The following is a 26473-nucleotide window of genomic DNA, read 5'->3' as shown; positions in this document are numbered from 1 at the left end:
TGCCTGACGATTAGCGCGGCTCCTGCACGCTGCCAACCAGCAAGCCCGCGATCTGTGGATCAGGCCGCCGAAATTCCGGCCGCTGTGTTTTCCATGCGCCAGTCGGTTCCGCCGGCACCGCCATCCCCAGCGCAATTGAGGGGACTTGCGGGCCTGTTCCGCCCATCCCGGCCCCGTTAGACTGGCCGAAGCCAAGAGAAATCCCATGCTAGAAATCCCATGCTGATTCCTCCGTCGCCGCTTCCACCCTTCCGCGCGCCCTACGCGCCCGATGACCGCGCAATGGCCACCCGCCTGCTCCAGGCCGCGCGGCTGGACGCGGCGCAGGAGCGGCGCATCGATCGTGCAGCGACTGCGCTGATCAAAGCCATCAGGGCCAACGACGATCCTCTCGGCGGGGTCGAGGACATGCTGCGCGAGTTCGCGCTGTCGACCAAGGAGGGGCTGGCGCTGATGGTGCTGGCGGAAGCGCTGTTGCGGGTCCCGGACGCCCGCACCGCCGACCAGTTCATCGAGGACAAACTCGGCCAGGGCGACTTCATCCATCATGAAACCAGGTCGAGCGCCTTCCTAGTCAACGCCTCGGCGTGGGCGCTCGGCATGTCGGCCCGCGTGATCCAGCCCGGCGAGACCCCGCAGGGCACCATCGGGCGGCTGACCAAGCGGCTGGGCGCGCCCGCGGTGCGGGCGGCAACGCGGCAGGCGATGCGACTGATGGGCAATCATTTCGTGCTCGGCGAGACCATCGAGGCGGCGCTGTCGCGGGCGCAACCGCATTCCGCGCGCCAGCAACGCTACTCCTTCGACATGCTCGGCGAAGGCGCCCGCACCGACGACGACGCCGCGCGCTACTTCACTTCCTATGCCAGTGCCATCGAGGCGATCGGCCGCACGGCCGATGACCGTCCCCTGCCCGACCGGCCCGGCATCTCGGTCAAGCTCTCCGCGTTGCATCCCCGTTTCGAGGCCGTGAGCCAAGCGCGGGTGATGGACGAACTGGTTCCGCGGCTGATCGATCTCGCCCGGCAAGCCAAAGCCTATGATCTCAATTTCACGGTTGATGCCGAGGAAGCGGACCGGCTGGAATTGTCGCTCGACGTGATCGCGGCAGCCTTCGCTGATCCCTCGCTTGCGGGCTGGGACGGATTTGGGCTAGCGATCCAGGCCTACCAGAAACGGGCCAGTGACGTGATCGATTACGTCGATCGGCTCGCACGCAGCCTCGACCGCAACATGATGGTGCGGCTGGTCAAGGGCGCCTACTGGGACACCGAGATCAAGCGCGCGCAGGAACGCGGGCTCGACGGCTATCCCGTATTCACCCGCAAGGCGATGACGGACCTGAACTACGTTGCCTGCGCAAAACAATTGCTGGCGCTGCGACCACGGATATTTCCGCAGTTCGCCACCCACAATGCGCTCACCGTCGCGACCATCCTCGAACTGGCAACGGAGCAGAGCGGATTCGAATTCCAGCGCCTGCACGGCATGGGCGAGGCCCTCTACGCAAAGCTAGGCGAAGACCGTCCCGATATCGCTCATCGCACCTACGCGCCGGTCGGCAGCCACCGCGACCTCCTCGCCTATCTGGTGCGGCGATTGCTGGAGAACGGCGCCAATTCATCCTTTGTCGCGCTCGCCGCCGACGGGGCGGTGCCGGTCTCGCAATTGCTGCGGCGCCCTGCTGATATCGTCGGCAGCGCCGATAATGCCAGACATCCGAATATCCCGCTGCCGCGCGACCTCTATGGGCCGCAACGAAAAAACTCCCGCGGAATCGAATTCGGTGAACGCGCGGCGTTGAGCAAACTCGTCTCGGCCATCGCCGCGGAACGACTGCCCGCATCCGGAAGCATTGCGGATGCGACGGAGATGGAGGCGAATGCGGCGGTATCGGCCGCACGCGCCGGCTTCACGAATTGGAGCAGAACACCGGCCAAGACACGCGCAGCCGTGCTTAAAAAAGCTGCGGATCTCCTGGAAGCCCGCGCGGCGCATTTCATCGCGCTGCTGCAACGAGAGGGCCGCAAGACGCTGGACGATTCGGTATCAGAAGTCCGCGAAGCCGTGGACTTCTGCCGCTACTATGCGGCACAGGGACGCGAGCTGTTTGGCGATGGCAAGCCGCTTGTGGGCCCAACCGGCGAGAGCAATATGCTCCGTCTGCGCGGCCGCGGCGTCTTCGTCGCGATCTCGCCGTGGAATTTTCCGCTGGCGATATTCCTTGGACAGGTCGCGGCGGCATTGATGGCGGGCAACGCGGTCGTCGCGAAGCCGGCCGAGCAGACGCCGCTGATTGCGGCTGAAGCCATCAGGCTGTTGCACGAAGCCGGCGTGCCGGCATCAGCGCTGCATCTGATCGCCGGCGACGGCCGGATCGGCGGCGCGCTGGTGGCACATCCCGAGATCGCCGGCGTCGTCTTTACCGGCTCGACCGAGGTGGCGCGCACGATCAACCGCGCGCTCGCTGCCAAGGATGGGCCGATCGTGCCGCTGATCGCCGAGACCGGCGGCATCAATGCGATGATCGTCGATGCCACCGCCCTGCCCGAACAGGTCGCCGACGACGTCGTGACCTCGGCATTCCGCTCCGCCGGCCAGCGCTGCTCGGCACTGCGGCTGTTGTTCCTGCAGGACGACGTCGCCGACCGCGTGATCGAGATGATTGCGGGCGCGGCGCGCGAACTCGTCATCGGCGACCCCTGCGATCCGGCCACGCATATCGGACCGGTGATCGACGCCGAGGCCAAGCAGCGGCTGGACGCGCATATCGAACGGATGAAGAAAGAAGCCCGGGTGCACTTTGCGGGTCACGCACCACAGGGCAATTACGTCGCACCGCATATTTTTGAACTGTCCGATGCCGGCCAGCTCACGGAAGAAGTGTTCGGCCCAGTGCTGCATGTGGTTCGCTATCGCGCTGACCGGTTCGACGAGGTGCTGCAATCGGTCGAGCGCTCCGGCTACGGACTGACGCTCGGCATCCATTCCCGGATCGACGATACGGTGGAAGACGCCATCGAGCGCCTGCAGGTCGGCAATATCTACGTCAACCGCAACATGATCGGCGCAGTCGTCGGCGTGCAGCCGTTCGGCGGCCACGGGCTATCCGGCACCGGGCCCAAGGCCGGCGGGCCGCATTATCTGGCGCGTTTTGCAACCGAGCAGACGGTGACCATCAACACGGCGGCTGCCGGCGGAAATGCAGCGCTGATGTCTGGCGGCGAGTAGTTGCATCGCCCACCCCACATGGGCCAAATGGCATCCGAATTCCAGATTTTCGCTAGCGGTAATTCCGACTTGCGAAAAAAATCAACAAGCCACACGGAGCGGCGGCACTATGGAAAAGGGTATCTTCGACGGCCTCAAGGTTCTGGATTGCGCGAGCTTCATCGCCGCGCCCGCGGCCGCCACCGTGCTGTCGGATTTCGGCGCCGACGTGATCAAGATCGAGCCGCCCGGCGCCGGCGATCCCTATCGCAACCTGCCGAATTTGCCGGGCTACCCGCATAGCGAGTACAATTTTGCGTGGATGCTGGAGGCGCGCAACAAGCGGAGCCTCGCGCTCGATCTCTCCAAGCCCGAGGGACAGGCGGTGCTGCATCGCCTCGCCGCCCAGGCCGACGTTTTCATCACCAACTACCCGCCGCAGGTGCGCCAACGGCTCGGCATCACCCACGAGCATCTGGCACCCCACAACGAGCGCCTGATCTACGCCTCGTTCACCGGCTATGGCGAGAAGGGCGAGGAAGCCAACAAGCCCGGCTTCGACTCCAATGCCTATTGGGCGCGCTCCGGCCTAATGGACCTGGTACGGGCGGACGAACATACGACGCCGGCGCGCTCGATCGCCGGCATGGGCGACCACCCCTGCGCGATGGCATTTTACGGCGCGATCGTCACAGCGCTCTACAAGCGCGAGCGCACCGGCAAGGGATCGCATGTCAGCTCCAACCTGATGGCCAACGGCGTCTGGGCCGCTTCGGTGCTGGCGCAAGCAAAACTGGTCGGCGCGAAATTCGGCGAACGCCGTCCGCGCGAGCGCGCGCTGAACGCGGTGACCAACCACTACCAGTGCAAGGACGGACGCTGGCTGATCCTCTCCCTGCTCAACGAGGACCGGCAATGGCCGACGCTAGCGCGCTGCCTTGGCCGCGAGGATCTCGTCACCGATCCCCGCTTCGAGACCAAGAAGGACCGTCATGCGCGGTCGATCGAGCTGATCAAGATTTTCGACGAGACGTTTGTGACCAAGGACCTTGCGGAATGGCGCAAGATCCTCGACGGCAACGGCCTGGTATTCGGCGTGGTCGGCATCCTCGACGATATTCCGAATGACAGGCAGATGATCGAGAACGAGGTACTGGTGCCGTTCGAAAATGACACCATGCTCACGATCAACAGTCCGATCTGGGTCGACGGCAGCCGCAAGGTCCAGCCGCGCAAGCCGCCCGGCATCGGCGAGCACAGCGACGAAATTTTGCGTGACGCCGGCTATGATGAGGCAGCAATCAAAGCGCTGCGCTCGGCCGGCGCAGTGGCGTAAGTCGAAAAGCCATGCCCAGATATCGACTGCATTACTTTCCGGAGTCGGGAAACAGCTACAAGCTCGCGCTGATGCTCACCCTGTGTGGGCAGAGCTTCGAGCCGGTATGGACCGATTTCGGCGGCGGCATCACGCGCACGCCGGAATGGCGGCGCGACGTCAATCCGATGGGCGAAATTCCCGTGCTCGAGGTCGACGGCGAGCGTCTCACCCAGACAGCGCCGATCCTACTCAAGCTGGCAAAGCAATTCGGCCGGTTCGACGGCGAGACCGAGCAGGAACAGTTCGAATTGCTGCGCTGGCTGTTCTGGGACAACCACAAGCTCACCGGTTACATGGCGACGTACCGCTATTTCCGAACCTTCACGCCGTCGCCGGACGAGCACGTGCTGAAACATTTCCGCAGGCGCCTCGACGATTTCCTGTCGATTCTCGAACAACACATGCAGAAGAATGCATTCGCCATCGGCGAACGGCCGACGGTGGCCGACATTTCCATGATGGCCTATCTGCATTATCCCGCAGACGAGACCGGGTATGATTGGGCGGTGAGCCATCCCGCGATCAACGCCTGGCTCGCGCGGATGGCGCAACTGCCCGGCTGGAAATCAGCGTATGATCTGCTACCCGGCAAGCGCCTGACGCACTACGCCAAATAGTCGTGCGTCAAGCGACCTTGCGTATCGCTACCGGCTTTTGACGAAGCACATGCCGATGCGCGAGATCTTGCCGGCGGCTTGACAGGTCAGGCCTTCGGCGCAGGTCCAGTCGCGAAAACTTCCGTCATCGTTGGCGGCTGACTTGCCTCGCACATAACAATGCGCGCCCCAGCCGTCGTAGTAGTTGCTGCCGGCAAGTTCGGTGCTGCCGCGCAACTGCGGACGGCTGGCAAATCCGCGCGAATAGTCCGGCGGCTCGCCGTCGCGCAGCGCCGCGAGAATATCGCGGCGGCGGATCTGGTCGCCGAAGAAGTGCGGCGACGCCGGCACCACGGTTGTATTCGAAGGCTTGTCAGCCATCCAGTCGACGCCTGGGAAATGAAAGCCACCGATGCCGCGCGTCTGATGGCAGCCGGAACAGGTCACGTCGTTGAGCCGCCGCTCGAACCCGGCACGCGAGCGGATATTCTGCAGCTTCGCGCCGCCTTCCGTGGCCTTCCTTAACGCCGTCACCACGTCAGCATCGCTGAACACGGCGCCCTCTCCATGCACCAGCCCGAATTCCGGCTCCAGATCCGACGGATCGAATCCGACCGGCGTTGGCGCAATCGCGCCGCTCGCGAGGAATTTTTCCGGGATCAGCACGGTGCCACGATCGAACGCGACGAGATTGACGGGATCGAGCAGCCATGCCCTGAACTCGCGCTTGAGGCCATCGTCCGCCAGAAGGCGCGCACGGTCGATCTGGTTCTCCATCGGCGATTCCACGAACGCGCGCGCTTGCCGGTCGTAGCGAAACACCTTCAGGAGATAATCAGTACGGAAGTCGCGAACCGAGGATTTCGGCGCGTGCGCGATCTGGAGATTGGTCTCGATGCGATCGATATTCTGATAGTCGATCAGATCGAGCGGGCCATCGCTCGCCGACGGCTCTCCGCCGAGCCAGCGCCTGGCAATTTCGGAGCATGCGATCGCCGCCCCCTCGCCTCTTGCCTTCAGCACGAGGTTCAGCGTCATCGGCAGCCGCGGCGGCGACGCATCGTCGCCCGCCGCCTTGTTGACCCGCGTCAGGCGGTAAATCAGGCGTATCTCGCCGCAGCTTGCTTCTGCGGCGTAGGTGCGGTCCATACGATTGACGATGCCGGCCAGCACGAACCGCGTCTCTTGTGAATAAAGCAGCGTGCGGTCGAACAATTGGAAATCGAAGCCCTCGCCGATGCCGATCGTTTCCTTTGAAAGGCTCGCGTGATGCCGCGCGATGTAGCGATCGAACTCGCCGTCGATCGCATGCCGGACTGTCGCCATCGATGGCAAAGCGAATAATTCGCTATTGGCAAGCGGGATATCCGCCGACCGCTCCGGCACGAGCATGCGGTCGAGGCGAAGTTTTCCACCATCAAGCCCGCGTAACGTCACGGGATCGGTGATAGCGGCACCGCGCCCAAGCGCCGCACCCTGTGCCGCACGCGCCGACAAAGCACCACACAGCAGAGCAAACAAAATGGCGAGAAATCGTGGCGCGCGGCTCATGTCGCAACTAACACCGCGCGAAGAGGTCTATTCAAGAAAAAAGGCGCTTCACATCGCCGTGAAACGCCTTGCTGTTGGTTTGTCGTGCGTTATCGCGCGGCGATCAGGCCTTTGCTGGTCACGACCACCCAACGGCCGTCCTGCTTGCGAATGGCGTCGACACGGCCGAGGCCGGGCACGGGATCGCCGGCATAGACCTCATACATGCCGCGGCGGCTCTCGATCAGCGCGCTGCCGTTGCCGACATCGCGCAATACCCAGCCTTCGACGGTCGGCAGGCGGGCGACTTCAGGCTTGGGCGGAACCGCGGGTGCTGGCGCGGGCGCGGCGGCAGCAACCTGCTGCGGCACCGAGCCGGTCACTTCCTTCGCAGGGGCCGGCGCGGCAGCAGCGGTCGTTGCGGAGGCCTGGGCGGCGCGGAGCTTGTCGACGGTCTCGCTGAGCTTGGCAAGTTTCGCCGCGGGCTCGGCCTGGGCCTTCTCGACCTTGTCGAGGCGATCACTGGCCTTGTTGAGCTGGCCTGTCGTCGTCTTGGACGTCTGCTCCAGGCTCGCCTTCAGTGCACCGATCTCGGCATCGAGCCGCGCCACCGAGGCTTCGAGGGCGCTGTCCTTTGCCGACGCCTGGGTCGAATCTCCGGCCATCAACTTTCCAATACCTGTGGTCGCCAACGCGCCACTGAGCGCACCGGCCACGGTCGCCAGCGCCACAACGGCGGCCATGGCGCCGATCCTGCGCTTGCCGGACGATGGCTCCGCCGGCGCAGCCTTCGTCTCAGTGCCGACGCGGTCGCCAGGCGACATGATCGTCACATTGCCGGGGAAGCGCGGCGCTTCCGGCTTTACGGCGTCGATTTTGGGAGCATCAACCTTGGGAGCCTCAACCTTTGGCGCTTCCATGTTGACGGCGTCCACCTTGGGCGCGTCTGGCTTCGGGGCGGTCTCTTCCTGCTCGGGCGCCAGTCTCACGGGCTCGACCTCAGCCGCGGCGGCCACCGGCTCGCTCGGCGCCGGTTTGTCCGGTGCGGCTGGCCCGGCCCCAAGGGTTCCGGTCTCACCGCTGGTGGGCTGGGATTGTTGATCGCTCACGTTGGATTCTCCAGAATTGATTGACCATTTGGTAACTTTTATTGCTTGCCAAATCGTTACCGGCCCGGGCCTTACCGAAATTTTAGGAACTGATCCGGTCCGGTTTTGGCCTGATACACGTCAGCCATCCCGGTCCAGCCTTTCCTATGCTGCCCTGCGGCATCCGTGGTTCCGTTTGCGCCGGCTCTTTTCCCGACTAACATGGACGCAACCGACCAGCCAGAAAGGCAGGGGGCCACCATGACCATCGAGAAATGCATCAACGAGTTTGATGTAGATGACGTCATTTTTGAGGAAGGCTCGACCGGCCGGGAACTGTTCGTCGTGCTCGACGGCAAGGTCGAGATCGCCAAGATGAACGGCGCCAGCAAGACCGTGATCGTCACGCTCGGCAAGGGTGAGTTCTTCGGCGAGATGGCGGTAATCGACGGCTCGGCGCGTTCTGCGACGGCCATTGCGGCCACCCCACACACCCGCGTGATGCGCATAAATCACGCCCGCTTCGTCTACCTGGTGAGCCAGCAGCCTGCCTTTGCGCTGATGATCATGGATGCGCTCAGCAAGCGCCTGCGGGCCTCCAACACGGTCGCCTTCCGAACCGCGGGCGGTTCATGAGCGAGCGCAGACCAAGCCCGTTCAAGACGCTGCTCGAGAGCGACTTCTGTACGCTGATCCAGGCCGCCGAAGACGTCTACCAGGTCCGCTTCAAGAACCGTGCGGCGAACGCCTATCTGGTGCGAGGGAGCTCGCGCACCATCCTGATCGATGTCGGGCTATCCTCGAACTATCCGCACCTGCTGACGTCTCTCGATCACGTCGGGGTAAAGCCCGACGATATCGATATGGTAGTGCTGAGCCACGAGCATCTCGACCACATCGGCGCGGCCTATCATTTCCACGGCCGCGCCTTCATCGCCGCGCACCGCCTCGCCGCCAACAAGATCATGCTGCGCGACGACTTCTCAATGCTGCGCAAGATGTTCAACGAGCCGAACGTGCCGATCAACATCGATCTCTGGCTTGAAGAAGGCAATTTGATCGACCTCGGCAGTTTCCGCCTCAACGTGATGCACACGCCCGGCCATACCTCGGCCTGCATCACGCTGTTCGACCAGGACAAGGGACTGCTGTTCGCCTCCGATACGTTGATGCCCGGTGGCGTCATGGGCGGCGTGTTCGGCTCCGGCAGCATCGCCGACTACATCCAGTCGCTGGAGCGGCTGAAGGGCCTGAACTCGAAAATCCTGCTGTCGGGCCACGGACGGCTGTCCGACACGCCGCAGGAGGATGTGCGGATCGCGATCCAGCGCTCGCATGGATTGTTGTCGGATACCGCGCAATTATTCGACGCGCTGGACGCGCGAGCGAATTTCGAGCCGATCATGCAGTCGGTGCGCGACCTCAACAAGCTCGACGACAGCTAGGCCTGCCGGCCCGCAGGATACAATGTCGAGCAGTTCGCTGTCCGCTTGATCAAGAAAAAGGCCGGCGGGCGTTACGCCGCCGACCTTGTCTTGCAACTGCCGGCTCGCGGGTCCGGTTCCGTTGCTTTGCATTCCGCTTACTGCATTATCGGTAACACCCAGCATCGGCTGATGCCATTGCATGCAGGTATGGCCAATCCGTCCAGAGGTAGGCTCACACTATGGAAACGGATGGAGCCGACTATCCATTGGTTTAGGGCATTGGGCGTGGGTTACATCACCACAGGTGCATCCGGGAGTTCATTCGGCCCGCCGCCCGCCTTCGGAAAATGCGTCACCAGTTCCCGCGACACAGCCTGGACGCCAGTGATCACGCCCCGCTCGAAATGCCCGGCGCGGAAATCGGCTTCCATCTGCCGGCAGATTTTCTCCCACCCCTCAGCACCGACCTTAGCATCGATCCCGCGGTCGGCGACGATCTCGACGTCGTGATCGGCGAGCAAGAGATAGATCAGCACGCCGTTATTGTCGGCGGTATCCCATATCCGCAAATGCGAAAAGACGTCCAGCGCCCGTTCTCGCGCGGGCTGGTTGCGAAACAGCGGTGCGCCGTCGAGCGCGCCTTCGACCACGAAACGGACCTGCCCGGAATGAGTTGCCTCGCCCGCTTTGATCGCCTGTTCGATCCCTGCCAAGACGGCTGGCGGGAAATCGCGGCGGCGACGCCAGTGATGCTGGAGAAGATGCCTGATGATACGTGCGATGCTCATGTCTACCAGCTCCCCGATGCACCGCCGCCGCCAAAGCTGCCACCGCCACCGCGGAACCCGCTGTCGCTGGAGCTGCCACCGCCGGACCAGGAGCCCGCGCTGCCACCGACCCATCCACTGTCCCTGCCGCGGCGTCCCGCGCTTGGGCCCATCGAGCCCATGTTCTGGACGAGGAAACTTACGACGAACGCGATAAAGCCGATGAGGATCGCCACTGCGAACGATCCCGCAACGAACCAGCCGAAGACGCCTGCGATGCCGCCGGTCGCCGCCGCGCCGATGAATCGGCCGAGCACCGCCCTCAGCACCCCACCGACAATGAAAACGAAGACGAGGATAAATGGATTGAACGGATCGACATAGTTGGACAAGCCGGGACTTTGCCAGTGTGGCGGTTCCGGCTCCGGCAGTTTCTCGCCATTGGCGACCGCGATCATCCGGTTGACGCCTGCCGAAACACCGCCGGCGAAATCGCCACTCTTGAATTTTGGCGTGATGTCCTCGTCGATGATGCGCTTGGTCGTGGCATCCGTCAGCGCGCCCTCGAGGCCGTAACCGACCTCGATCCGCAAGCGGCGATCGTTCTTGGCGATCACGAGAAGCGCGCCGTCGTCGATCTTCTTGCGGCCGATCTTCCAGGCTTCCGCGACGCGGAGCGCGAATTGCTCGATGGCCTCGCCGTCCGTCGTCGGCACGATCAGCACGGCGATCTGGCTGCCTTTTCGCGCCTCGAGATCCCCAAGCTGCTGCGTCAGCGCGGCGACGTCGCCGGCAGCGAGTGTGCCCGTCTGGTCAACGACCCGCCCGCTCAAGGGCGGCACCGCGACGAGCGCCAGAGCTGAAGCAGCCCAGCACAGCAGTAGTGCAAGAAGGGACGCTCTCGCAGCGTTCATCGCAGTGGCCTTTTCAGCCGCTACTTGGCAGGCGCCGGCGTCGGGTTGAAGTCCACCTTCGGCGCCGTCGAGATCGCCTTCTCGTTCTCGACCGCAAAATTCGGCTTTTCCTGGTAGCCGAACGCCATCGCCGTGAGATTGTTCGGGAAGGTGCGGATGCCGACATTGTAATCCTGCACCGCCTTGATGTAGCGGTTGCGCGCCACCGTGATGCGGTTCTCGGTGCCTTCGAGCTGCGCCATCAAATCGCGAAACAGCGTATCCGATTTGAGCTGCGGATAATTCTCGGTGACGACCAGCAGCCGCGACAGCGCGCTCGTGAGTTCACTTTGGGCGGACTGGAATTTCTGGAACGCAGCGGGATCGTTCAGCACCTCTGGCGTGGCCTGGATGCTGCCGACCTTGGCGCGGGCATTGGTGACGCCGAGCAGCACGTCCTTTTCCTGTTGCGCAAAGCCTTTTACGGAATTGACGAGGTTGGGCACCAGATCGGCGCGGCGCTGGTACTGGTTGACCACCTCCGACCACCCCGACTTGACCCGCTCGTCATTGGTCTGGATGGCGTTGTAGCCGCAATTGGTCAGGCTCAGCGTCGCCAGCGCCGCCAGTACAGTCCAAACTCTGCGCATCGAACTCTCCCAAAGGAAAGTTCAACGCCAACCGGTTTGATTGGTTGCGTCTGGCATGCAAGGCGCAAGCCTGCTTCAGGTTCATTTTGCAGCCCGATGGCCCTTGCCTATCATTCGCCGAAATAACAACATGGCCCGATAACAATAATTGAGGGAGGGCCGATTGACCGCTTTCGAAACCATCGTCGTGGAGCGGCCGGAGCCGCGCATCGCGCGGATCGTGATGAACCGACCCGAGGCGCGCAACGCGCAGAACCTGCAGATGACCTACGATCTCAGCACCGCCTTTGATCAGGCGGTGCAGGACGACGCAGTCAAGGTCATCGTTCTCGCCGGCAACGGCCCGCATTTTTCGTCAGGGCATGACCTGCGCCCCGGAGCCAAGAATACTGCCGGCGTGGATTTTCCGCCGGTCGGAAATTGGGGCGGGTTCGCCGAACCCAACGCCCACGGCCGCTTTGCGCGCGAGCAGGAAATCTATCTGCAGATCACGCGGCGCTGGCGCAACCTCGCAAAGCCGACGATTGCCGAAGTGCATGGCAAATGCATCGCCGGCGGATTGATGCTGGCGTGGGCCTGCGACCTCATCGTCGCAAGCGATGACGCCGAGTTCTGCGATCCCGTGGTCACCATGGGCGTCTGCGGCGTCGAATGGTTCGTGCATCCCTGGGAGCTAGGCCCGCGCAAGGCCAAGGAATTGCTGTTCACCGCCGACGTCTGGAGTGCGCAGGAAGCCCACCGGCTCGGCATGGTCAACCACGTGGTGCCGCGAGACGAGCTTTCCCCCTTCGTGATGAAGCTTGCTGAAAGGATCGCGGCAAAACCTTCCTTCGCGCTGAAGCTGACCAAGGAGGCCGTCAACCGCTCGGTCGATGTGACGGGACAGCCTGCGGCGATCGAGCAGGCATTCGCGCTGCATCAGCTGTGCCACGCGCACAATCTTCAGGAATTCGGAATGATCGTGGATCCCGCGGGCCTTCACCCGTCCGTCCGAAAGCCGGCGCAGGCCAGCTAAGAAAAAGGCAAAAGCAAATCAGATGGACCTCAATCTGAGCGACGAGCAGCGATTGCTGCGCGAAAGTGCCGACCGCTTCGTCAATGAGACTTACACCGCCGATCACCGCCGCAGGATCGCGAACGATCCGCTCGGCTTCAGCATGGATATCTGGAAGCAGTTCGGCGATCTCGGCTGGCTGGCACTGCCGATTGCCGAGGCACATGGCGGGCTCGGCGGTGGCGCTATCGAGATCGGCATCCTGATGGAAGCATTTGGACGCGGCCTCGTTACCGAACCTTATCTCTCCACCGTCGTTATCGGCGCTTCGCTGATCGCGGAGTGCGGCACGGAAACGCAGAAGCAGCGACTGCTGCCCAAAATTGCCGATGGTTCACTGATTCTAGCCTTCGCGCATTCGGAACGTCAGGCGCGCTACGATCTTGCCAAGGTGGCTACGACAGCGAAGAGAACGCCTGACGGCTGGCGTATCGATGGACAGAAGATCGCCGTACTCGACGGCAACGCCGCCGCGCAGATCATCGTCTCGGCGCGCATCGATGACGGCAAGATCGGTCTGTTCATGGCGCCGCAAGGCGCGGCCGGCCTCACCTCACATGATTTCCCGCGGCTTGGTGGCGGCCGGGCCTGCAACCTCGAACTCAGGGATGTGCAGCTTCCCGCCGATGCCCTGCTCGGCGACGGCAGCGACGCGCTGCCGGCGATCGAAGTCGTGGTCGACCGCGCCATGGCCGCGCTCGGTGCCGAAGCCGTCGGTATCATGCAGACCCTGCTCGACCAGACGCTGGAATACACCAAAATCCGAAAGCAGTTCGGCCGGCCGCTCTCTGCCAACCAGGTGATCCGCCATCGCCTCGCCGATATGGCGATGCAATGCGACGAGGCGCGCTCGATGGCTCTGCGCGCGGCACTGATGGTCGATGCCGAACCGGTCGCGCGCAGCCGCGCCGCCTCGGGCGCCAAAGCCAAGATCGGTAAATGCGCGCGCTTCGTCGCCGAACAATCCGTCCAGCTTCACGGCGCGATGGGCGTTACCGAAGAGCTCGACATCGGCTCCTACTTCAAGCGCCTGCTCGCCTTCGAGACGCTGTTCGGCGGCAGCGCCCATCATTATCGCCGTCATGCCGCCCTCGGCGGCCGTGGCGTCCACGTCTAGACAGGAGCGCAAGATGGATCTCACTTTCAGCGCCGAGGAGCGCGCCTTCGAACAGGAAGTGCGCGACTTCATCGCGGTCAACCTGACGCCGGAGATGAAACGCGCCACCGCGCTGACGCCCTCGGTATTCTCCGATCCCGATATCGGCATGGCCTGGCAGCGCGCGCTGCACAAGAAGGGCTGGGGCGCGCCGGGCTGGCCGGTGGAATATGGCGGGCCGGACTGGACCCCGGCGCAACGCTGGATTTTTGAGGCCGAATGCGCCCGCGCCGGCGTGCCCAATGTGAACGTGATGGGCGTCAAGATGGTCGGCCCGGTCATCATCGGCTTCGGCTCGCCCGAGCAGAAGAACTTTTATCTGCCGCGGATTCTCTCGGGCGAGGATTACTGGTGCCAGGGCTATTCCGAGCCGGGCTCCGGCTCCGACCTCGCCTCGCTGAAAACCCGAGCCGCGCGCGACGGCGACGACTACATCATCAACGGCACCAAGATCTGGACCACGCACGCCCACCACGCCAACCGGATGTTCGCGCTGGTGCGCACCAACGAGACCGAGCGGCAGCAGGACGGCATCTCCTTCATCCTGATCGACATGAAGACCCCGGGCATTACCACGCGGCCGATCCTGACCATCGGCGGCGACCACGAGGTCAACCAGGTGTTTTTCGACGACGTACGGGTGCCCATCGCCAACCGCGTCGGCGAGGAAGGCAAGGGCTGGACCTACGGCAAGTATCTGCTCGAGTTCGAGCGCGGCTCCGGCATCGCCTCGGCCAAGCTGCGCGATGCGCTGAAGACGATTTCGGAGCTTGCCGAATCTGACGCGACCGGCCGCGCCATCGGCGATCCCGACATCGCGGTGCGGATGTCGGAGATCGAGGTCGATATCGACGCGCTCGAGATGACCGAGCTGCGCGTGCTGTCGGCGCTGCAGACCGGGCAAAATCCCGGCGCGGTGTCGTCGCTCCTGAAACTGCGCGTCAGCGAAATCCGCCAGGCGGTGACGCGGCTCGGCGTCGACGTGATCGGCAATGACGGGCTCTATGTCGAGCCAATGCGGCCGCTCTACCGGCTCAACGAGGCGCCGGGAATCCCCGAGGAGTTGCTTCCCGTCGTGCCGGAGTATCTCAACGGCAGGGCCTATACGATTTTCGGCGGCTCGTCGGAGATCCAGCGCGATATCGTCGCAAAGATGGTGTTGGGGCTGTAGGCCATTCATTGCTGTTCGCTTACCCTCCCCTGGAGGGGTCCGAGACGAGCGAAGCTCGCTCGTGGGTCGACGCTCATGAAATGAGCGGCGGGGTGGGGTGAAGGTCTCTCCACATCCAACAGTGCCCGAGTGGAGAGATCACCCCACCCCGTCTCGCATTTCGCTGCGCTCCATGCGAGCCGACCAGGGGAGGGTAGGAAACCCCGCGCGATCTTTACCCCGCCGCCCTCGCATCCCTTATCGCCTGCCAGACCTTCGCCGGCGTCAGCGGCGTGTTGAGTTGCTTGATGCCGAGCTCGCTCAACGCGTCCATCACGCCGTTGGTGACGCAGGGCGGGCCGCCGATGGCGCCGGATTCGCCGCACCCTTTGGCGCCGAGCGGATTAGTGCGGCACGGCGCGGAATCGTCCAGCGCCACCGCGATCGGCGGAATGTCGTCGGCGCGCGGCACGCAGTAATCCTGGTAACTCGCGGTCAATAGCTGCCCTTCCTCGCTGTAGGCGACGCCCTCATAGAGCGCCTGCCCGATGCCTTGGGCGACGCCGCCGTGCACCTGACCGGTCACCAGCATCGGATTGACGGCAATGCCGACGTCATCGACCGTCGTGTAGCGCACCACCTTACTGACGCCGGTTTCCGGATCGATTTCGACCTCGCAGATATGCGTGCCGTTCGGCCAGCTCGGGCCGTCGACTTCGCCTTCGGAATCGACGGAGAGCCGCGCGCCATCCTCGTTCTTCGCGATCTCGAACAGGCTGATGCGCTTGTCGGTGCCGACCACCGTCAGCCAGCCGTCGCGGTATTCGATATCCTCGATGGACGTTTCCAGCACGTTCGAGGCCTTCTCGCGCGCCTTCTGGATCATGTCGTTGCTCGAAACCGCAACCGCCGTGCCGCCGACAAACAGCGAGCGCGAACCGACGCTGCCGAAGCCGGTAGCGAGATCGGTATCGCCCTGCACGACGTCGATCTTGTCCATGGGAATTCCGAGCGTATCGGATACCATTTGCGTGTAAGTGGTCTGCAGGCCCTGCCCCATCGCCATGGTGCCGGAATGCAGGATAATGCGGCCTTCCGCGGTCGCGTGCAGGCTGACCTTTTCGGTATGCGCGCGCCCGCCGGTCCATTCGATATAGCTGGTAAGGCCGCGACCGTAGAGTAGGCCCTTCTTCTTCGCCGCCTTCTTGCGCGCGTTAAAACCATCCCAGTCCGAAAGCTCGGAGGCGCGCGACAGCATGTGCGCGAAGGCGCCGGAATCGTACACCTGCCCGACCGCATTGGTGTAGGGCAGTTGCGCCGGCTTGATGTAGTTCAGCTTGCGGATGGTACGCGGGTCGATTCCGATCTGACGCGCGGCGGCATCCATCAGCCGCTCGACGATGAACACGGCTTCGGGCCGCCCGGCGCCGCGATAGGCGCCGACCGGTGCGGTGTGGGTCATCACCGATTTCACCTCAAAATGCACCAGCGGCAGATCGTAGACGCCGGTCTGCACGAAGGGCCCGAGCACCAGCGGAATGATATTCGCGGTCCCCGACGAGTACGCGCCGGTGCCTCCGATCGAACGCACGCGGTAAGCGAGCACGCGGCCCTTGGCGTCGAGCGCGAATTCGCCGGTCGAGGTAAGATCTCGGCCATGGGTGCCGCCGACGAACTCGTCGGTGCGGTCGCCGCGCCAGCGGATCTTCTTGTTCAGCTTGGTCGCGGCGTAAGCAACGATGCCGTCTTCGGGATAGAGGCTGGTCTTCTGGCCGAAGCCGCCGCCGATGTCGCCGACCAGCACGCGGACGCTATCCTTCGGCCGCTTCAGAATGGATTCCGCCAGCAGGTCCCGGGTCGAGCCGGGCGTTTGCGACTGTACGTGCAGGATCAACCGGCCGGTCTTCTTCTCGATCTCGGCAATCGTCGAGCGAGGCTCCATGGCGGAGGGCACCAGCCGCTGGCTGACCAGGTCGAGCGAGACCACATGCGCAGCCTTGGCGAAGGCCTCCTCGACCCTGGCGGCGTCGCCGTAGCTCATGGCAGCCACGATGTTGTCGGGCGCCTCGGGCCATACGACGGGTGCGCCGGGCTTCACCGCCTCGACAGGGTCGACCACCGAGGGCAGCACCTCGTAATCGACCACGATCGCTTCGGCCGCGGTCTGCGCCAGCACGCGCGACGTCGCGACCACGGCGGCCACAGCTTCGCCGGCATATCGCACGATTTCATGGGCAAGCAGGCGTCGCGGCGGCACCGTCATCGGCGATCCATCCGGCCGCTTGAAGATCGCAAGCGTCGGGATGGTGCCGATATCGTCCTTGACCAGCTCGGCGCCGGTATAGATCGCGTGGACGCCCGGCATACCGGCGGCATCAGTCGTGTCGATCGAGACGATTTTGGCGTGGGCATGGGGCGAGCGCAGCAAGTAAAGCCACAGCGCGCCCTCCTCGGGCTTGTCGTCGATGAACTGCCCCTTCCCGGTGAGCAGTCTCTGGTCTTCCAAACGCTTGACCGGCTGGCCCGCACCGAAACGCATATTGCCGGGAAGAATGTTCATCAGTTTGTCCTTAGCTTGTTCGGATTGAGCGGGGTTTTAGCGGTTTTTCGCCGCGAGACAACTACTCAGCCCGCAGCAACAAGAGAGCCAGCGCTGCGGGCGCGAGCACCGCAGCGGGGCACGATTCTGCCTTCAGAGGGGACTATTAGCCGCGGCCGATATCCACGATATCGACGTTGACATCGCGCGTTTCCGAACCGCGTTTCAGTGTGATGCGGACGCTCTTGCCGGCGCCGACCTGCTCGATCTGGTCGGTCAGGTCGGAGAGCCGGTGAACCGGCTTACCATCGGCTTGAACGATCACGTCGCCGAGCGCGCCCGAGTTGAAATCGACGCCACGGATGCCAGCCCGTTCGGCCGGACCTCCGGGCGCGGTACGCACGACGATCACCCCTTCGACGCCCATGCGCGTCGCAACGGCTTCGCCGGCGGCGACGATCCCGATTCCAGGGGTCGGCACCCGACCATTCTTGATGAGTTCGGGCACGATACGATTGACGATATCGGCCGGAATGGCGAAGCCGATGCCGGCGCTGGAGCCGGAGGGCGAGATGATGGCCGTGTTGACGCCGATCAACCGTCCCGCCGAGTCCAAAAGAGGGCCACCGGAATTGCCGGGATTGATCGCGGTGTCGGTCTGGATCACGTTGGCGATCTCGCGACCGCTGCTGGTCGGTAGCCGCCGCTTGAGCGCGCTGATGATTCCGCTCGTCAGCGATTGATCTAGTCCGAATGGGTTACCGATCGCAAATGCAATTTGGCCTACCTTGAGGTCGTTAGAACTGCCAAGCGCCACCGGCGGCGGCAACTGGCGCGGATTCCTGATCCGCAGCACCGCCAGATCGTAGTTCGGTGCAACGCCGACGATTGAAGCCTGGGCCACCTCGCCTGAGGCGAAGCGAACGGCTACCTCGCGGCCATTTTGCACGACGTGATTGTTGGTGACCACATGACCGCTACTGTCCCATATAAAGCCAGTGCCGGATGCCGCCCGGCCGGAGGCCGCCGGGCCTTCCTCTTCTTCGAAGGGATTGGCCACGGCGGATCGTGCCGCGACCTGCACGACAGACGGCGAGACCCGCTCGAAAAGCTCGATGTTTGCGCGCTCGGCGTCAGACAGTGGGCCCCGCTGGTCGACGCTGCGGGCGACTGTATTGGTCCACGGGCTGTAGCGGATATTGGAGACGGTCAACGCCACCAGTACGGCTGCGATGGCGGCTAATGAAAGCGCGAAGCGACGATTCATCGATCACTCATTTGATATCGCGCAAAGCGCGATGCGGAAGATTAAGCAGGCCGGGCATCATCACCCACCAAACGTCCTGGCCGGACTAAAGTTTCTGAACTTTCAGAGACTTAATCATACGGCAAAATCGGGCCGGTTGACGTGATTTATGCATGACGGCTTGTCGCGCAAGCGGCGCGGCCTTGAAACCAAATCCTGCCATTCTAATTGTTCTAAAGTCGCAGTCCGTCATTGCGCCGCCGGTCCTGATCGGGCGCCTGGCATGGCCATCAGGCAAAGGTCCCGATGCGGCTTCCTGCGACAGGGCGTCCGGAGTTGCGAGATGAATAACAAGACGCGTTTCAATATCGGATATGCGATCGCCGCGATCTTTGCCGTCTTCATCATCCAATATTTCGTTTCCACGGCGAGCCAGATCGCCATCATTCCCTACAGCGAATATCAGCAATTGCTGAAGCAGGGAAAGGTCGCGACCGTCGGCATCTCCGACCGCACCGTGCAGGGCACCTTGAAGGAGCCGCTGTCCGGCGGACAAAAGCAGTTCGTCACCACGCGTGTCGATCAGGAGACCGCACAAGAGCTCGAGAAATACAACGTAAAATTCACCGGCCAGATCGAGAGCACTTTCCTGCGTGACCTGCTGTCTTGGGTCATGCCGGTGCTCCTGTTCTTCGGTCTGTGGTGGTACATCGCCAGACGCGCTGCAGAAGGCGGCGGCCTTGGCGGCGGGCTGATGGCGATCGGCAAGAGCAAGGCCAAGATCTATGTCGAGTCCAATACCGGCGTGAATTTTTCCGATGTCGCCGGTGTCGACGAAGCCAAGGACGAACTGCGCGAGGTCGTCGACTTCCTGAAAAATCCGACCGACTACGGACGGCTCGGAGGGCGCATGCCCAAGGGCGTGCTGCTGGTCGGTCCGCCCGGCACCGGCAAGACGCTGCTGGCCAAGGCGGTGGCCGGCGAGGCCAAGGTGCCGTTCTTCTCGATTTCAGGTTCGGAATTCGTCGAGATGTTCGTCGGCGTCGGCGCGGCGCGGGTGCGCGACCTGTTTCAGCAGGCACATCAGAAAGCGCCTGCCATCATCTTCATCGACGAACTCGATGCGCTTGGCCGCGCTCGCGGCATCGGGCCGTTTGCGGGTGGCCACGACGAGAAGGAGCAAACGCTCAATCAGCTTCTCGTCGAACTCGACGGCTTCGACTCGCGTTCCGGCCTCGTCATCCTCGCCGCCACCAACCGGCCGGAAATCCTGGATCCGGCGCTTCTGCGCGCCGGTCGCTTCGACCGCCAGGTGCTGGTCGACCGCCCCGACAAGAAGGGCCGCACCGAAATTCTCAAAGTTCATATGAAGAAGGTGCAGCTCGACTCCGGCGTTGATGCCGAGGCGGTCGCTGCACTGACGCCCGGTTTCACCGGCGCCGACCTTGCCAATCTGGTCAACGAAGCCGCGCTGCTGGCGACACGGCGCGGCGCCACTGCCGTCGCAATGACCGATTTCAACAACGCAGTCGAGCGCATGGTCGCGGGGCTGGAGAAACGAAACCGGCTGCTCAATCCGAAGGAGCGCGAGATCGTTGCCTATCACGAGATGGGGCACGCCTTGATCGCGCTGTCGCTGCCGGGCGTCGATTCCGTGCACAAGGTGTCGATCATCCCGCGAGGCGTCGGCGCGCTCGGCTATACCATCCAGCGCCCGATCGAGGATCGCTTCCTGATGACCAAGGAGGAACTGGAAAACAAGATGGCGGTGCTGCTCGGCGGCCGGGCGGCGGAGTTGATCGTGTTCAGCCACCTGTCCACCGGTGCCGCCGACGATCTTCGCCGCGTCACCGACATCGCCCGCAGCATGGTGACGCGCTACGGCATGTCCGAAAAACTCGGCGGCGTCGCTTACGAGCGCGATCCCGGCAGTTTCCTGGCCGGCGCCGATCGGCCCTTCCCCACGCGCGAGCGCGATTATGCCGACGAAACCGCTGCGGCAGTCGACGAGGAGGTTCGCGCGATCGTCGATCGGGTGTTCGACCGCGCGCAGGGCATCCTGAAGGCGCGCCGTGCGATCCTGGATCGCGCGGCGAAAAAACTTCTGGAGAAGGAAACCCTGGAGCAGAGCGACCTCGAAGCGCTGATGCGCGAAACGCCGAAGGAGGCGCTGCGGGCGATCTAGCCATGCTCGCAAGCTGCTGCGCTTATCCGAGGTCGCGCAGCGCCGCCTCGACCACCTTGCGCTGCTCGGCCGTCAGCGCCACCTGCGGCGGGATGGGATCGCCGACCGCGTAACCCTGGATGTCGAGTCCGGCCTTGATGCAGGCGGCGAGGTTGAACCGCGCAAAAGCCTCGTTGATGCGCCACAGTTTGCGCTGAAGCGCCATCGCCTCATCCCAGCGCGCCGCCTTGCAGAGTTTGTAGAGCTCGACGCTCTGCCGCGGGATGATGCAGGCAGGACCGGCCATCCAGCCCACCCCACCGATCAGCATCACCGCCGCGGGGATATGGGCGGATGCGGAGAACACGCGGATCGCCTCGCCACAGCGGTTCATGATCGACAGTAGCCGGCCGGTATTGGTGGAGGCGTCCTTGATGTGGCCGATGCGCGGATGGGTCGCGAGCCGCGCAATCACGTCGAGCGTGAGGTCGGAGCGCTGGAATTGCGGATTGGTGTAGATCACGACGGGAATGTCGACCGCGTCGGCGATGGCGCGGAAATAGGATTCGACCTGCGCGTCGGCGACCGGGAAGTAAGCCTCCATGATCGCGAGAATGCCGTCGGCGCCGAGCTTCTGATACGCCTTCGCCTGCGCCACCGCATCTGCCGTCGATGTCGAGGCGACGCCAGCGATCACCGGCACGCGGCCATCAGCGGCTTCGATCGTGGTCTGCACGAGGCTGGCACGCTGCGCCTGGTTGAGATAGGCGAACTCGCCGGTCGATCCCAGCGGCGTCAGCCCGTGCACGCCCGCCTTGATGAGGTCGTCGCACAATCGGCCCAGCACCTCGGTGCGAATTTCGCCGGAAGCATCGATCGGTGACACGAGATAGGGAAAGACGCCGTGGAAGTCAGCCATGGAAGGAAAGCGCCTCAAGCGGGAAGTATATGCCATGGCTATCCGGAATGCCGGTCCAAGGCAATGTTTCGCAAACATCACGCCGGGTTTGCCTTCACTTGCGTGCCTTGATGCAGGTATCGATCGCGGCAGCGCACACCGCTCCTGATACGACAATTATCACCGCGAGCATTGGCCGAAATGGCGCGCCAAGGGTGCTGCCTCAATCAGCTTCACACGCGCTTCTATGCCAGCCGCCACTGGTCATGCCGCCGCGTCACCAATCGTGAAACAGGCGTGAGCGGCCCGCAGAATGACCAAAAGATGTCCACATATGTCCACAGGTTCTAACGATTTAACTCACGATTATTTCACGACTTTCTTTCCAATCTCGCCGCATTGATCAAGCGAGAGCAGTTCTGATGGCTGTGCAGAAGGTCGCCGACGCATCCTCGTTCCGAACTTCAGAACTCGATACGCGCGCCCCTATTTCGTCGGCAACGACTCCCGGCTTTCGTCATTTCTTCGGCACGCCCGCTCCGTCGCAGCGCTTCCGCGCCTTCGGTATCGATCCGCTCGAGTCGCCGTCACACCATGCAAAGCTTCGCGGATTGATGCATCGCCTGTCGCGGCGAATGGATGCTGCCATAAAATGGCCGTCACATCAGGTTCGATCACTGGAATATTGGGAAAATCCCTGCATCCCCTCGGGCTATACCTATCTGCTGCAGTTCATTGCGCATGATCTGGTTCACTCGGCGATTCCGCTTTCGGTTGCGGGAGGGCTCGGCCGAGGGACGACCAACGCCCGCCGCACCCCGCTTCGGCTGGAGACGCTGTACGGCAGCGGCCCGGTCGGATCTCCGCACATCTATGCACTCGACGCGCCGAATGACGACCGTCGCACCAAGCTGCGGCTCGGGCGAATGCGCTGGAAGGAAAAGCAGTCGGCGACCGGCTGCCCATTTCGCGATATCGCACGGACCCCCGCCGAGAACGTGACGGGCATTGATCGCAGTATCAAGGGTGTCCGCGTTGCACTCACTGAAGCGCTAGTCGCCGATCCGCGCAATGACGATCACGCCGTGATGTCCCAGCTCACCGCGTTGTTTGCGCTGCTGCACAACGGGCTCGTCGATATCATTCGCCGCCGCGAAGGCGAAGCGGGGCCAAACGGCCAGTTCGGCGCCGCCTACAAGCGCTTCCTGTGCGCCCGCGGCGCATTGACGGCCATCTATCACAATATCATCCGCAACGACCTGATGCGACGGGTGATTCATCCGGCGATCTACGCGAGCTACTGCGGGCCTGCCGCACACTTCATCGACCGTCTCGCATCAGGCGAAGGTCTTGCGATCGGAGATTGGGAAATTCCGTTCGAGTTTTCGCACGGCGCATTCCGCTTCGGTCACGCCATGGTGCGACCCGAATACCAGATCAACGACCTGTCGCTCCATGATCTCAACAATACGCTTGAAAAGAGCTCGGTAAACGACCCGGCAAACATGCCGCTCGACGAGACCTGGATGGTGCAATGGTCGCGCTTTTTCGAGATCAACGGCTCGACGCCAAATTTGAGCCGCCGCATCGGACCACATCTCAGCGATGGGCTCGGCAACGACCAGATCTTTCCGGCGTTCGACGAGACGGAACGGGTCGGCCTGCTCTATCGCGACCTGCTCGGCGCTGGCCTCGCTGGCATGTGGTCGGTAGATGCACTGATTGCCGAGATCGGCGGCAGGCGGCCGCAGTTCATCGCCACGTCGCGCCTGCTTGCCGACCGCGCTTATCGTGTCAATCAGCTTCGCGAATGGCTCGTTTCGACACCGGCCTACGGCGCGCTGACGGACGAGGACATTGAAACCCTTTCGAACGATCCGCCGCTGCCGTTTTTCATCCTGTTCGAGGCGATGCAGCAGACGGAGGGCCTGCAACTCGGGCTGCTCGGTTCGATCATCGTATCGGAAGTGATATTCGGGGCGCTCGCGAGCGTCCCGCAATCGGCCGGCGGAGGCGGCGCGCTCGCCGATCAACTGGATCTCGTTTCCCGCGAATTTTACCTGACGAACGTACTTCAGGACATTCCAGAGATCTCAAACATGGCGCAGTTGGTGGAGTTGACTACCGAAATTGCTGAACTGCAGCAGGCCGTGCCTGCATTTTTGTGAGCGGAATTGTCCGTCTCGCGCAACCCGGAGGAGTAGAAACTATGGCCCTCGAAAGAATGCAAGTGACCAACCATGAGCGCTGGGGCAACCTCGTAAAGACCTGGTCGACGGGCAAGAACTATCTTGACGACGATAACGAATACCCGATCCCGACCACCGTCGAGGAGTTCAAGGAGCAACTCGCCAAGGCGCAGGTGTTCATGACGGTGCCGGATCGCTATACGAAGGTGAAGTTCGTTGAGCAGCAGATGGACACAATCGTGGTGCGCTTGCCGCCCGCCGTGGCGATCGCGGATTCCGAAGAGAAGCTCAGCAAGCCAGGCGCAACCTACCCGCTTCCGCCGTTCTACAAGCGGCTGTTCAACGGGATGGATCCGGTGATTCCGGAAGCCGACAAATTCAAGGTGCATGCCGAGCGTATCGGCGACTACACGATCAGCTTCTGCGCCTAGTCAGAGCTGGCCGATATCCCCGACAGGAAGCCCTGCGCCGAGCAAGCCTCGACGAAGGGTTTCCTGTCGCTCTCGCACGCTAATCGGGTGAGCCTGCATGACCCACCGCACGACAGCCTCGTCGGTCGGGGTCGATGTACCGATCCAAAATGAACGTAATCCATTCACGAAGCGCTGGGCTTCTTCGCGCGCCTTCCCCAACTCCCCTAGATAGAACAGCGCAGCGGTCCGCCATGCGGGTAATGTCCGCCCGACGCTATTGGCGCGATCGCAGGCCTCGACGGCGCCTGCGTAGTCGCCGCACAGAAAACGAATAGTGCAATGATAGGCCCATTCAAGATAGGAAGGCGCAGGTGAGAGCGTCAGCGCTTGATCGGCCCTGAGCCGGGCCTGCTCGATTGATCCGCAGAAGACCTCATAGTGAGCGCTCGACAGCAACGTCCATGGGTCATTGTCATTGAGCTCGCAGGCAAGCGCCATGTGCGGCGCAGCTTCGGCTTCCCGAAGCGCCATCACATAGGACCAGCCGCAGCACAGATGCGCCCTGGAATCGACCGGGTCCAGTTGAACGGCGGTCTTCGCCAGTTCAACAGTGGCCTTGGCCTTTTCGAGATCGCGAAAGATCCCGGGATGCACCAGATGCTCGATGTTGTTCATCTGCACGAGGCTGCTGTAGCAGGGCGAGAAGCTCGGATTGTCGCGGATGGCATCGCGAAAAATGGCGACTGCCCGCCGCCAGCTTTCGGGATCGAACTTCGACATGAGGTTCTGTCCGCGCAGCCAACGGTCATGCAGGTCGAGCGATACGTCGGGCTCACCGGCCAACCGCATCAACCGTTCGGTCGAGAGCTGCACGTTCAGCGAGGTGGCGATCCGGCGGATGATGCGCTGCTGTGTTTCGAACCAGTTGCCGAGGCCGAGTCGGAAGCTTTCGCTCCAGACGTAAATCCCGGTGGTATCGTCCCGAAGCACCATCACGATGTTGATTTCGGCACCCGCCTGATAGGCGGTGGTCTCGATACAGTATTGCGGAGACGTACCCGCCGGAAGCACGAGGGCCGCCGGAGGACGATCGACGACGCTCCATTCCCGGAAGCGCACGAGACAGGCAGCGAGATGCTGGGAGAACCCCTGCACCAGATGGCTGTGGTCCTCGTCGACACCGTGCATCGCAAAGGGCCGCAGCACCAGGCGCGTCTTGGCAGGTGCATTGACCGGTGGCGCCATCGGGACTACCGGCTGGGCGGCGGTCCCTCTGACCATCCTGACAGCGAATTCATCATTCGCTGCCGATGCGGCCCGATCGGCCGGCGCGCGCTCCAGAATGCCGAGCTTGATGTTCGCGACGAGTTCTTCGGTAGCCGACGACGGCTCCATAGCGTAGTCGCGATCGAGCAGGTCCCACAGCGCCTTGTAGATGCGCAGCGCGCCGGCAATATCGCCTTCTTCCGCATGCGCCCGCATCAGATAGCGGCAGGCGTATTCATGGGTCGGATCGAGATTGACGATCGCGGCCGCAATCCTCTTTTTGGACTCGGCGGCTACGCTTGCGGAGGTCAAGCCCTCGTCGAGATTGCGCATCAGCCGTTCATGGATGGTCTGCCGCTTCGCCAGCACCCAGACCCGGAACGACGGGTCGAGATCGTCCATTCCTTCGAGCAAGCGCCCGTCGAGCTGCGGGGTATCGAGCAGCAGTGGGTGAACGCGCCCGCCTTCGGCGAGTTGAATCACGCTTTCGATATCGACTTCGATTCGTCCAACGTCGAGGCCGATCAGGAGCCGCTCCGCGACAAAGCCGTCGTAGCCGGCCTCCTCGAACATCGCCCGCAGTTCGCGCACGACCTGCCGCAGCGAGGCACGCGCCTTTTCCTCGTCCGAACGGCTCCACAGCAGGCCGACCAGCCGCTCGCGGCTCTCCTGCTTGGTCTCCAATAGCGCAAGATAACTAAGGACCGCCCCGGCCTTGCGGGTTCGCAGTTCGATCGGGCGGCCGTTGAACCGCACGCCGAGCCGGCCGACCAGCGATACCGACAGACGCGGAGCGCTTTCGGGCGCCGCCGCGCCATTGTCTGATGTCATGGCGTTGGCACTGGCCGGCATGAAACAG

20 protein-coding genes are annotated in these 26473 nt (G+C 63.1%); 11 read left to right on the top strand and 9 right to left on the bottom strand.

Features of this window, described 5'->3' with window-relative positions; genetic code table 11:
- Positions 1-219: 219 nt before the first annotated feature.
- The 3 genes from putA to V1278_RS08530 all read left to right on the top strand — a co-directional run bounded on the left by putA (position 220) and on the right by V1278_RS08530 (position 5205).
- On the top strand, positions 220-3231 hold the full coding sequence (gene putA / locus V1278_RS08540; protein ID WP_334380302.1) for a bifunctional proline dehydrogenase/L-glutamate gamma-semialdehyde dehydrogenase PutA: 3012 nt from the start codon (positions 220-222) through the stop codon (positions 3229-3231).
- Between the two features lie 109 nt (positions 3232-3340).
- On the top strand, positions 3341-4546 hold the full coding sequence (locus tag V1278_RS08535) for a CaiB/BaiF CoA transferase family protein (RefSeq protein WP_334380301.1): 1206 nt from the start codon (positions 3341-3343) through the stop codon (positions 4544-4546).
- An 11-nt stretch (positions 4547-4557) separates the two neighbouring features.
- Complete coding sequence (locus V1278_RS08530; protein ID WP_334380300.1) at positions 4558-5205, top strand: glutathione S-transferase family protein; 648 nt, start codon at positions 4558-4560, stop codon at positions 5203-5205.
- 27 nt (positions 5206-5232) lie between these two features.
- On the opposite strand, the gene V1278_RS08525 is transcribed toward V1278_RS08530, so the two are convergent.
- Positions 5233-6735, bottom strand: coding sequence for a hypothetical protein (locus tag V1278_RS08525; protein ID WP_334364819.1), 1503 nt, complete (start codon positions 6733-6735; stop codon positions 5233-5235).
- 89 nt (positions 6736-6824) lie between these two features.
- Entirely contained in the window at positions 6825-7823 is a 999-nt protein-coding gene (locus V1278_RS08520; RefSeq protein WP_334380299.1) for a hypothetical protein, read from the bottom strand.
- A 240-nt stretch (positions 7824-8063) separates the two neighbouring features.
- Between V1278_RS08520 and V1278_RS08515 the strand changes: the two genes are divergently transcribed.
- Both V1278_RS08515 and V1278_RS08510 read left to right on the top strand, forming a co-directional pair.
- A complete protein-coding gene (locus tag V1278_RS08515) occupies positions 8064-8438 on the top strand; it encodes a Crp/Fnr family transcriptional regulator (RefSeq protein WP_334380298.1) in 375 nt (124 codons plus the stop codon).
- On the top strand, positions 8435-9247 hold the full coding sequence (locus V1278_RS08510; protein ID WP_334380297.1) for an MBL fold metallo-hydrolase: 813 nt from the start codon (positions 8435-8437) through the stop codon (positions 9245-9247). The genes V1278_RS08515 and V1278_RS08510 overlap by 4 nt, the downstream gene beginning before the upstream one ends.
- A gap of 272 nt (positions 9248-9519) precedes the next feature.
- Here V1278_RS08510 and V1278_RS08505 read toward each other — a convergent pair whose 3' ends face one another.
- From V1278_RS08505 to V1278_RS08495, 3 genes are read right to left on the bottom strand one after another with little or no spacing between them, the layout of a single operon-like run.
- The gene (locus V1278_RS08505) at positions 9520-10017 is read right to left on the bottom strand and encodes a TPM domain-containing protein (protein ID WP_334380296.1); all 498 of its coding nucleotides are present in this window, start codon (positions 10015-10017) and stop codon (positions 9520-9522) included.
- 2 nt (positions 10018-10019) lie between these two features.
- On the bottom strand, positions 10020-10910 hold the full coding sequence (locus tag V1278_RS08500; protein ID WP_334380295.1) for a TPM domain-containing protein: 891 nt from the start codon (positions 10908-10910) through the stop codon (positions 10020-10022).
- Positions 10911-10930: 20 nt separating this feature from the next.
- Entirely contained in the window at positions 10931-11539 is a 609-nt protein-coding gene (locus V1278_RS08495; RefSeq protein ID WP_334380294.1) for a LemA family protein, read from the bottom strand.
- Positions 11540-11702: 163 nt separating this feature from the next.
- Here V1278_RS08495 and V1278_RS08490 point away from each other — a divergent pair, with 163 nt between their 5' ends.
- The 3 genes from V1278_RS08490 to V1278_RS08480 are packed head-to-tail and all read left to right on the top strand — an operon-like array spanning position 11703 to position 14920.
- Entirely contained in the window at positions 11703-12554 is an 852-nt protein-coding gene (locus V1278_RS08490) for an enoyl-CoA hydratase (RefSeq protein ID WP_334380293.1), read from the top strand.
- A gap of 22 nt (positions 12555-12576) precedes the next feature.
- On the top strand, positions 12577-13710 hold the full coding sequence (locus V1278_RS08485; RefSeq protein WP_334380292.1) for an acyl-CoA dehydrogenase family protein: 1134 nt from the start codon (positions 12577-12579) through the stop codon (positions 13708-13710).
- Between the two features lie 13 nt (positions 13711-13723).
- The gene (locus tag V1278_RS08480; protein WP_334364828.1) at positions 13724-14920 is read left to right on the top strand and encodes an acyl-CoA dehydrogenase family protein; all 1197 of its coding nucleotides are present in this window, start codon (positions 13724-13726) and stop codon (positions 14918-14920) included.
- 214 nt (positions 14921-15134) lie between these two features.
- Here the strand turns inward: V1278_RS08480 and V1278_RS08475 are convergent, their stop codons facing one another.
- Positions 15135-17459 carry a xanthine dehydrogenase family protein molybdopterin-binding subunit gene (locus tag V1278_RS08475; RefSeq protein ID WP_334380291.1) on the bottom strand — a complete coding sequence of 775 codons (2325 nt, stop codon included), beginning with the start codon at positions 17457-17459 and terminating at the stop codon, positions 15135-15137.
- Between the two features lie 145 nt (positions 17460-17604).
- On the bottom strand, positions 17605-18705 hold the full coding sequence (locus V1278_RS08470; protein ID WP_334380290.1) for a S1C family serine protease: 1101 nt from the start codon (positions 18703-18705) through the stop codon (positions 17605-17607).
- A gap of 322 nt (positions 18706-19027) precedes the next feature.
- Between V1278_RS08470 and ftsH the strand changes: the two genes are divergently transcribed.
- Positions 19028-20869, top strand: a complete 1842-nt coding sequence (gene ftsH / locus V1278_RS08465) for an ATP-dependent zinc metalloprotease FtsH (RefSeq protein ID WP_334380289.1) — start codon at positions 19028-19030, stop codon at positions 20867-20869.
- A 22-nt stretch (positions 20870-20891) separates the two neighbouring features.
- Here ftsH and V1278_RS08460 read toward each other — a convergent pair whose 3' ends face one another.
- The gene (locus V1278_RS08460) at positions 20892-21767 is read right to left on the bottom strand and encodes a dihydrodipicolinate synthase family protein (protein WP_334380288.1); all 876 of its coding nucleotides are present in this window, start codon (positions 21765-21767) and stop codon (positions 20892-20894) included.
- A gap of 401 nt (positions 21768-22168) precedes the next feature.
- Here V1278_RS08460 and V1278_RS08455 point away from each other — a divergent pair, with 401 nt between their 5' ends.
- Together V1278_RS08455 and V1278_RS08450 are read left to right on the top strand one after the other, a co-directional pair.
- Positions 22169-23914, top strand: coding sequence for a hypothetical protein (locus V1278_RS08455; protein ID WP_334380287.1), 1746 nt, complete (start codon positions 22169-22171; stop codon positions 23912-23914).
- A gap of 41 nt (positions 23915-23955) precedes the next feature.
- Positions 23956-24366, top strand: a complete 411-nt coding sequence (locus V1278_RS08450) for a hypothetical protein (RefSeq protein ID WP_171583683.1) — start codon at positions 23956-23958, stop codon at positions 24364-24366.
- Here V1278_RS08450 and V1278_RS08445 read toward each other — a convergent pair whose 3' ends face one another.
- On the bottom strand, positions 24367-26466 hold the full coding sequence (locus V1278_RS08445) for a BTAD domain-containing putative transcriptional regulator (RefSeq protein WP_334380286.1): 2100 nt from the start codon (positions 26464-26466) through the stop codon (positions 24367-24369).
- Between the last annotated feature and the right edge of the window lie 7 nt (positions 26467-26473).

The sequence above is a fragment of the Bradyrhizobium sp. AZCC 1577 genome (genome assembly GCF_036924575.1).
In the GTDB taxonomy this organism is placed as follows: domain Bacteria; phylum Pseudomonadota; class Alphaproteobacteria; order Rhizobiales; family Xanthobacteraceae; genus Bradyrhizobium.
Note: the sequence above shows the minus strand (reverse complement) of the source record. Positions and strands in the feature narration are given on the sequence as shown.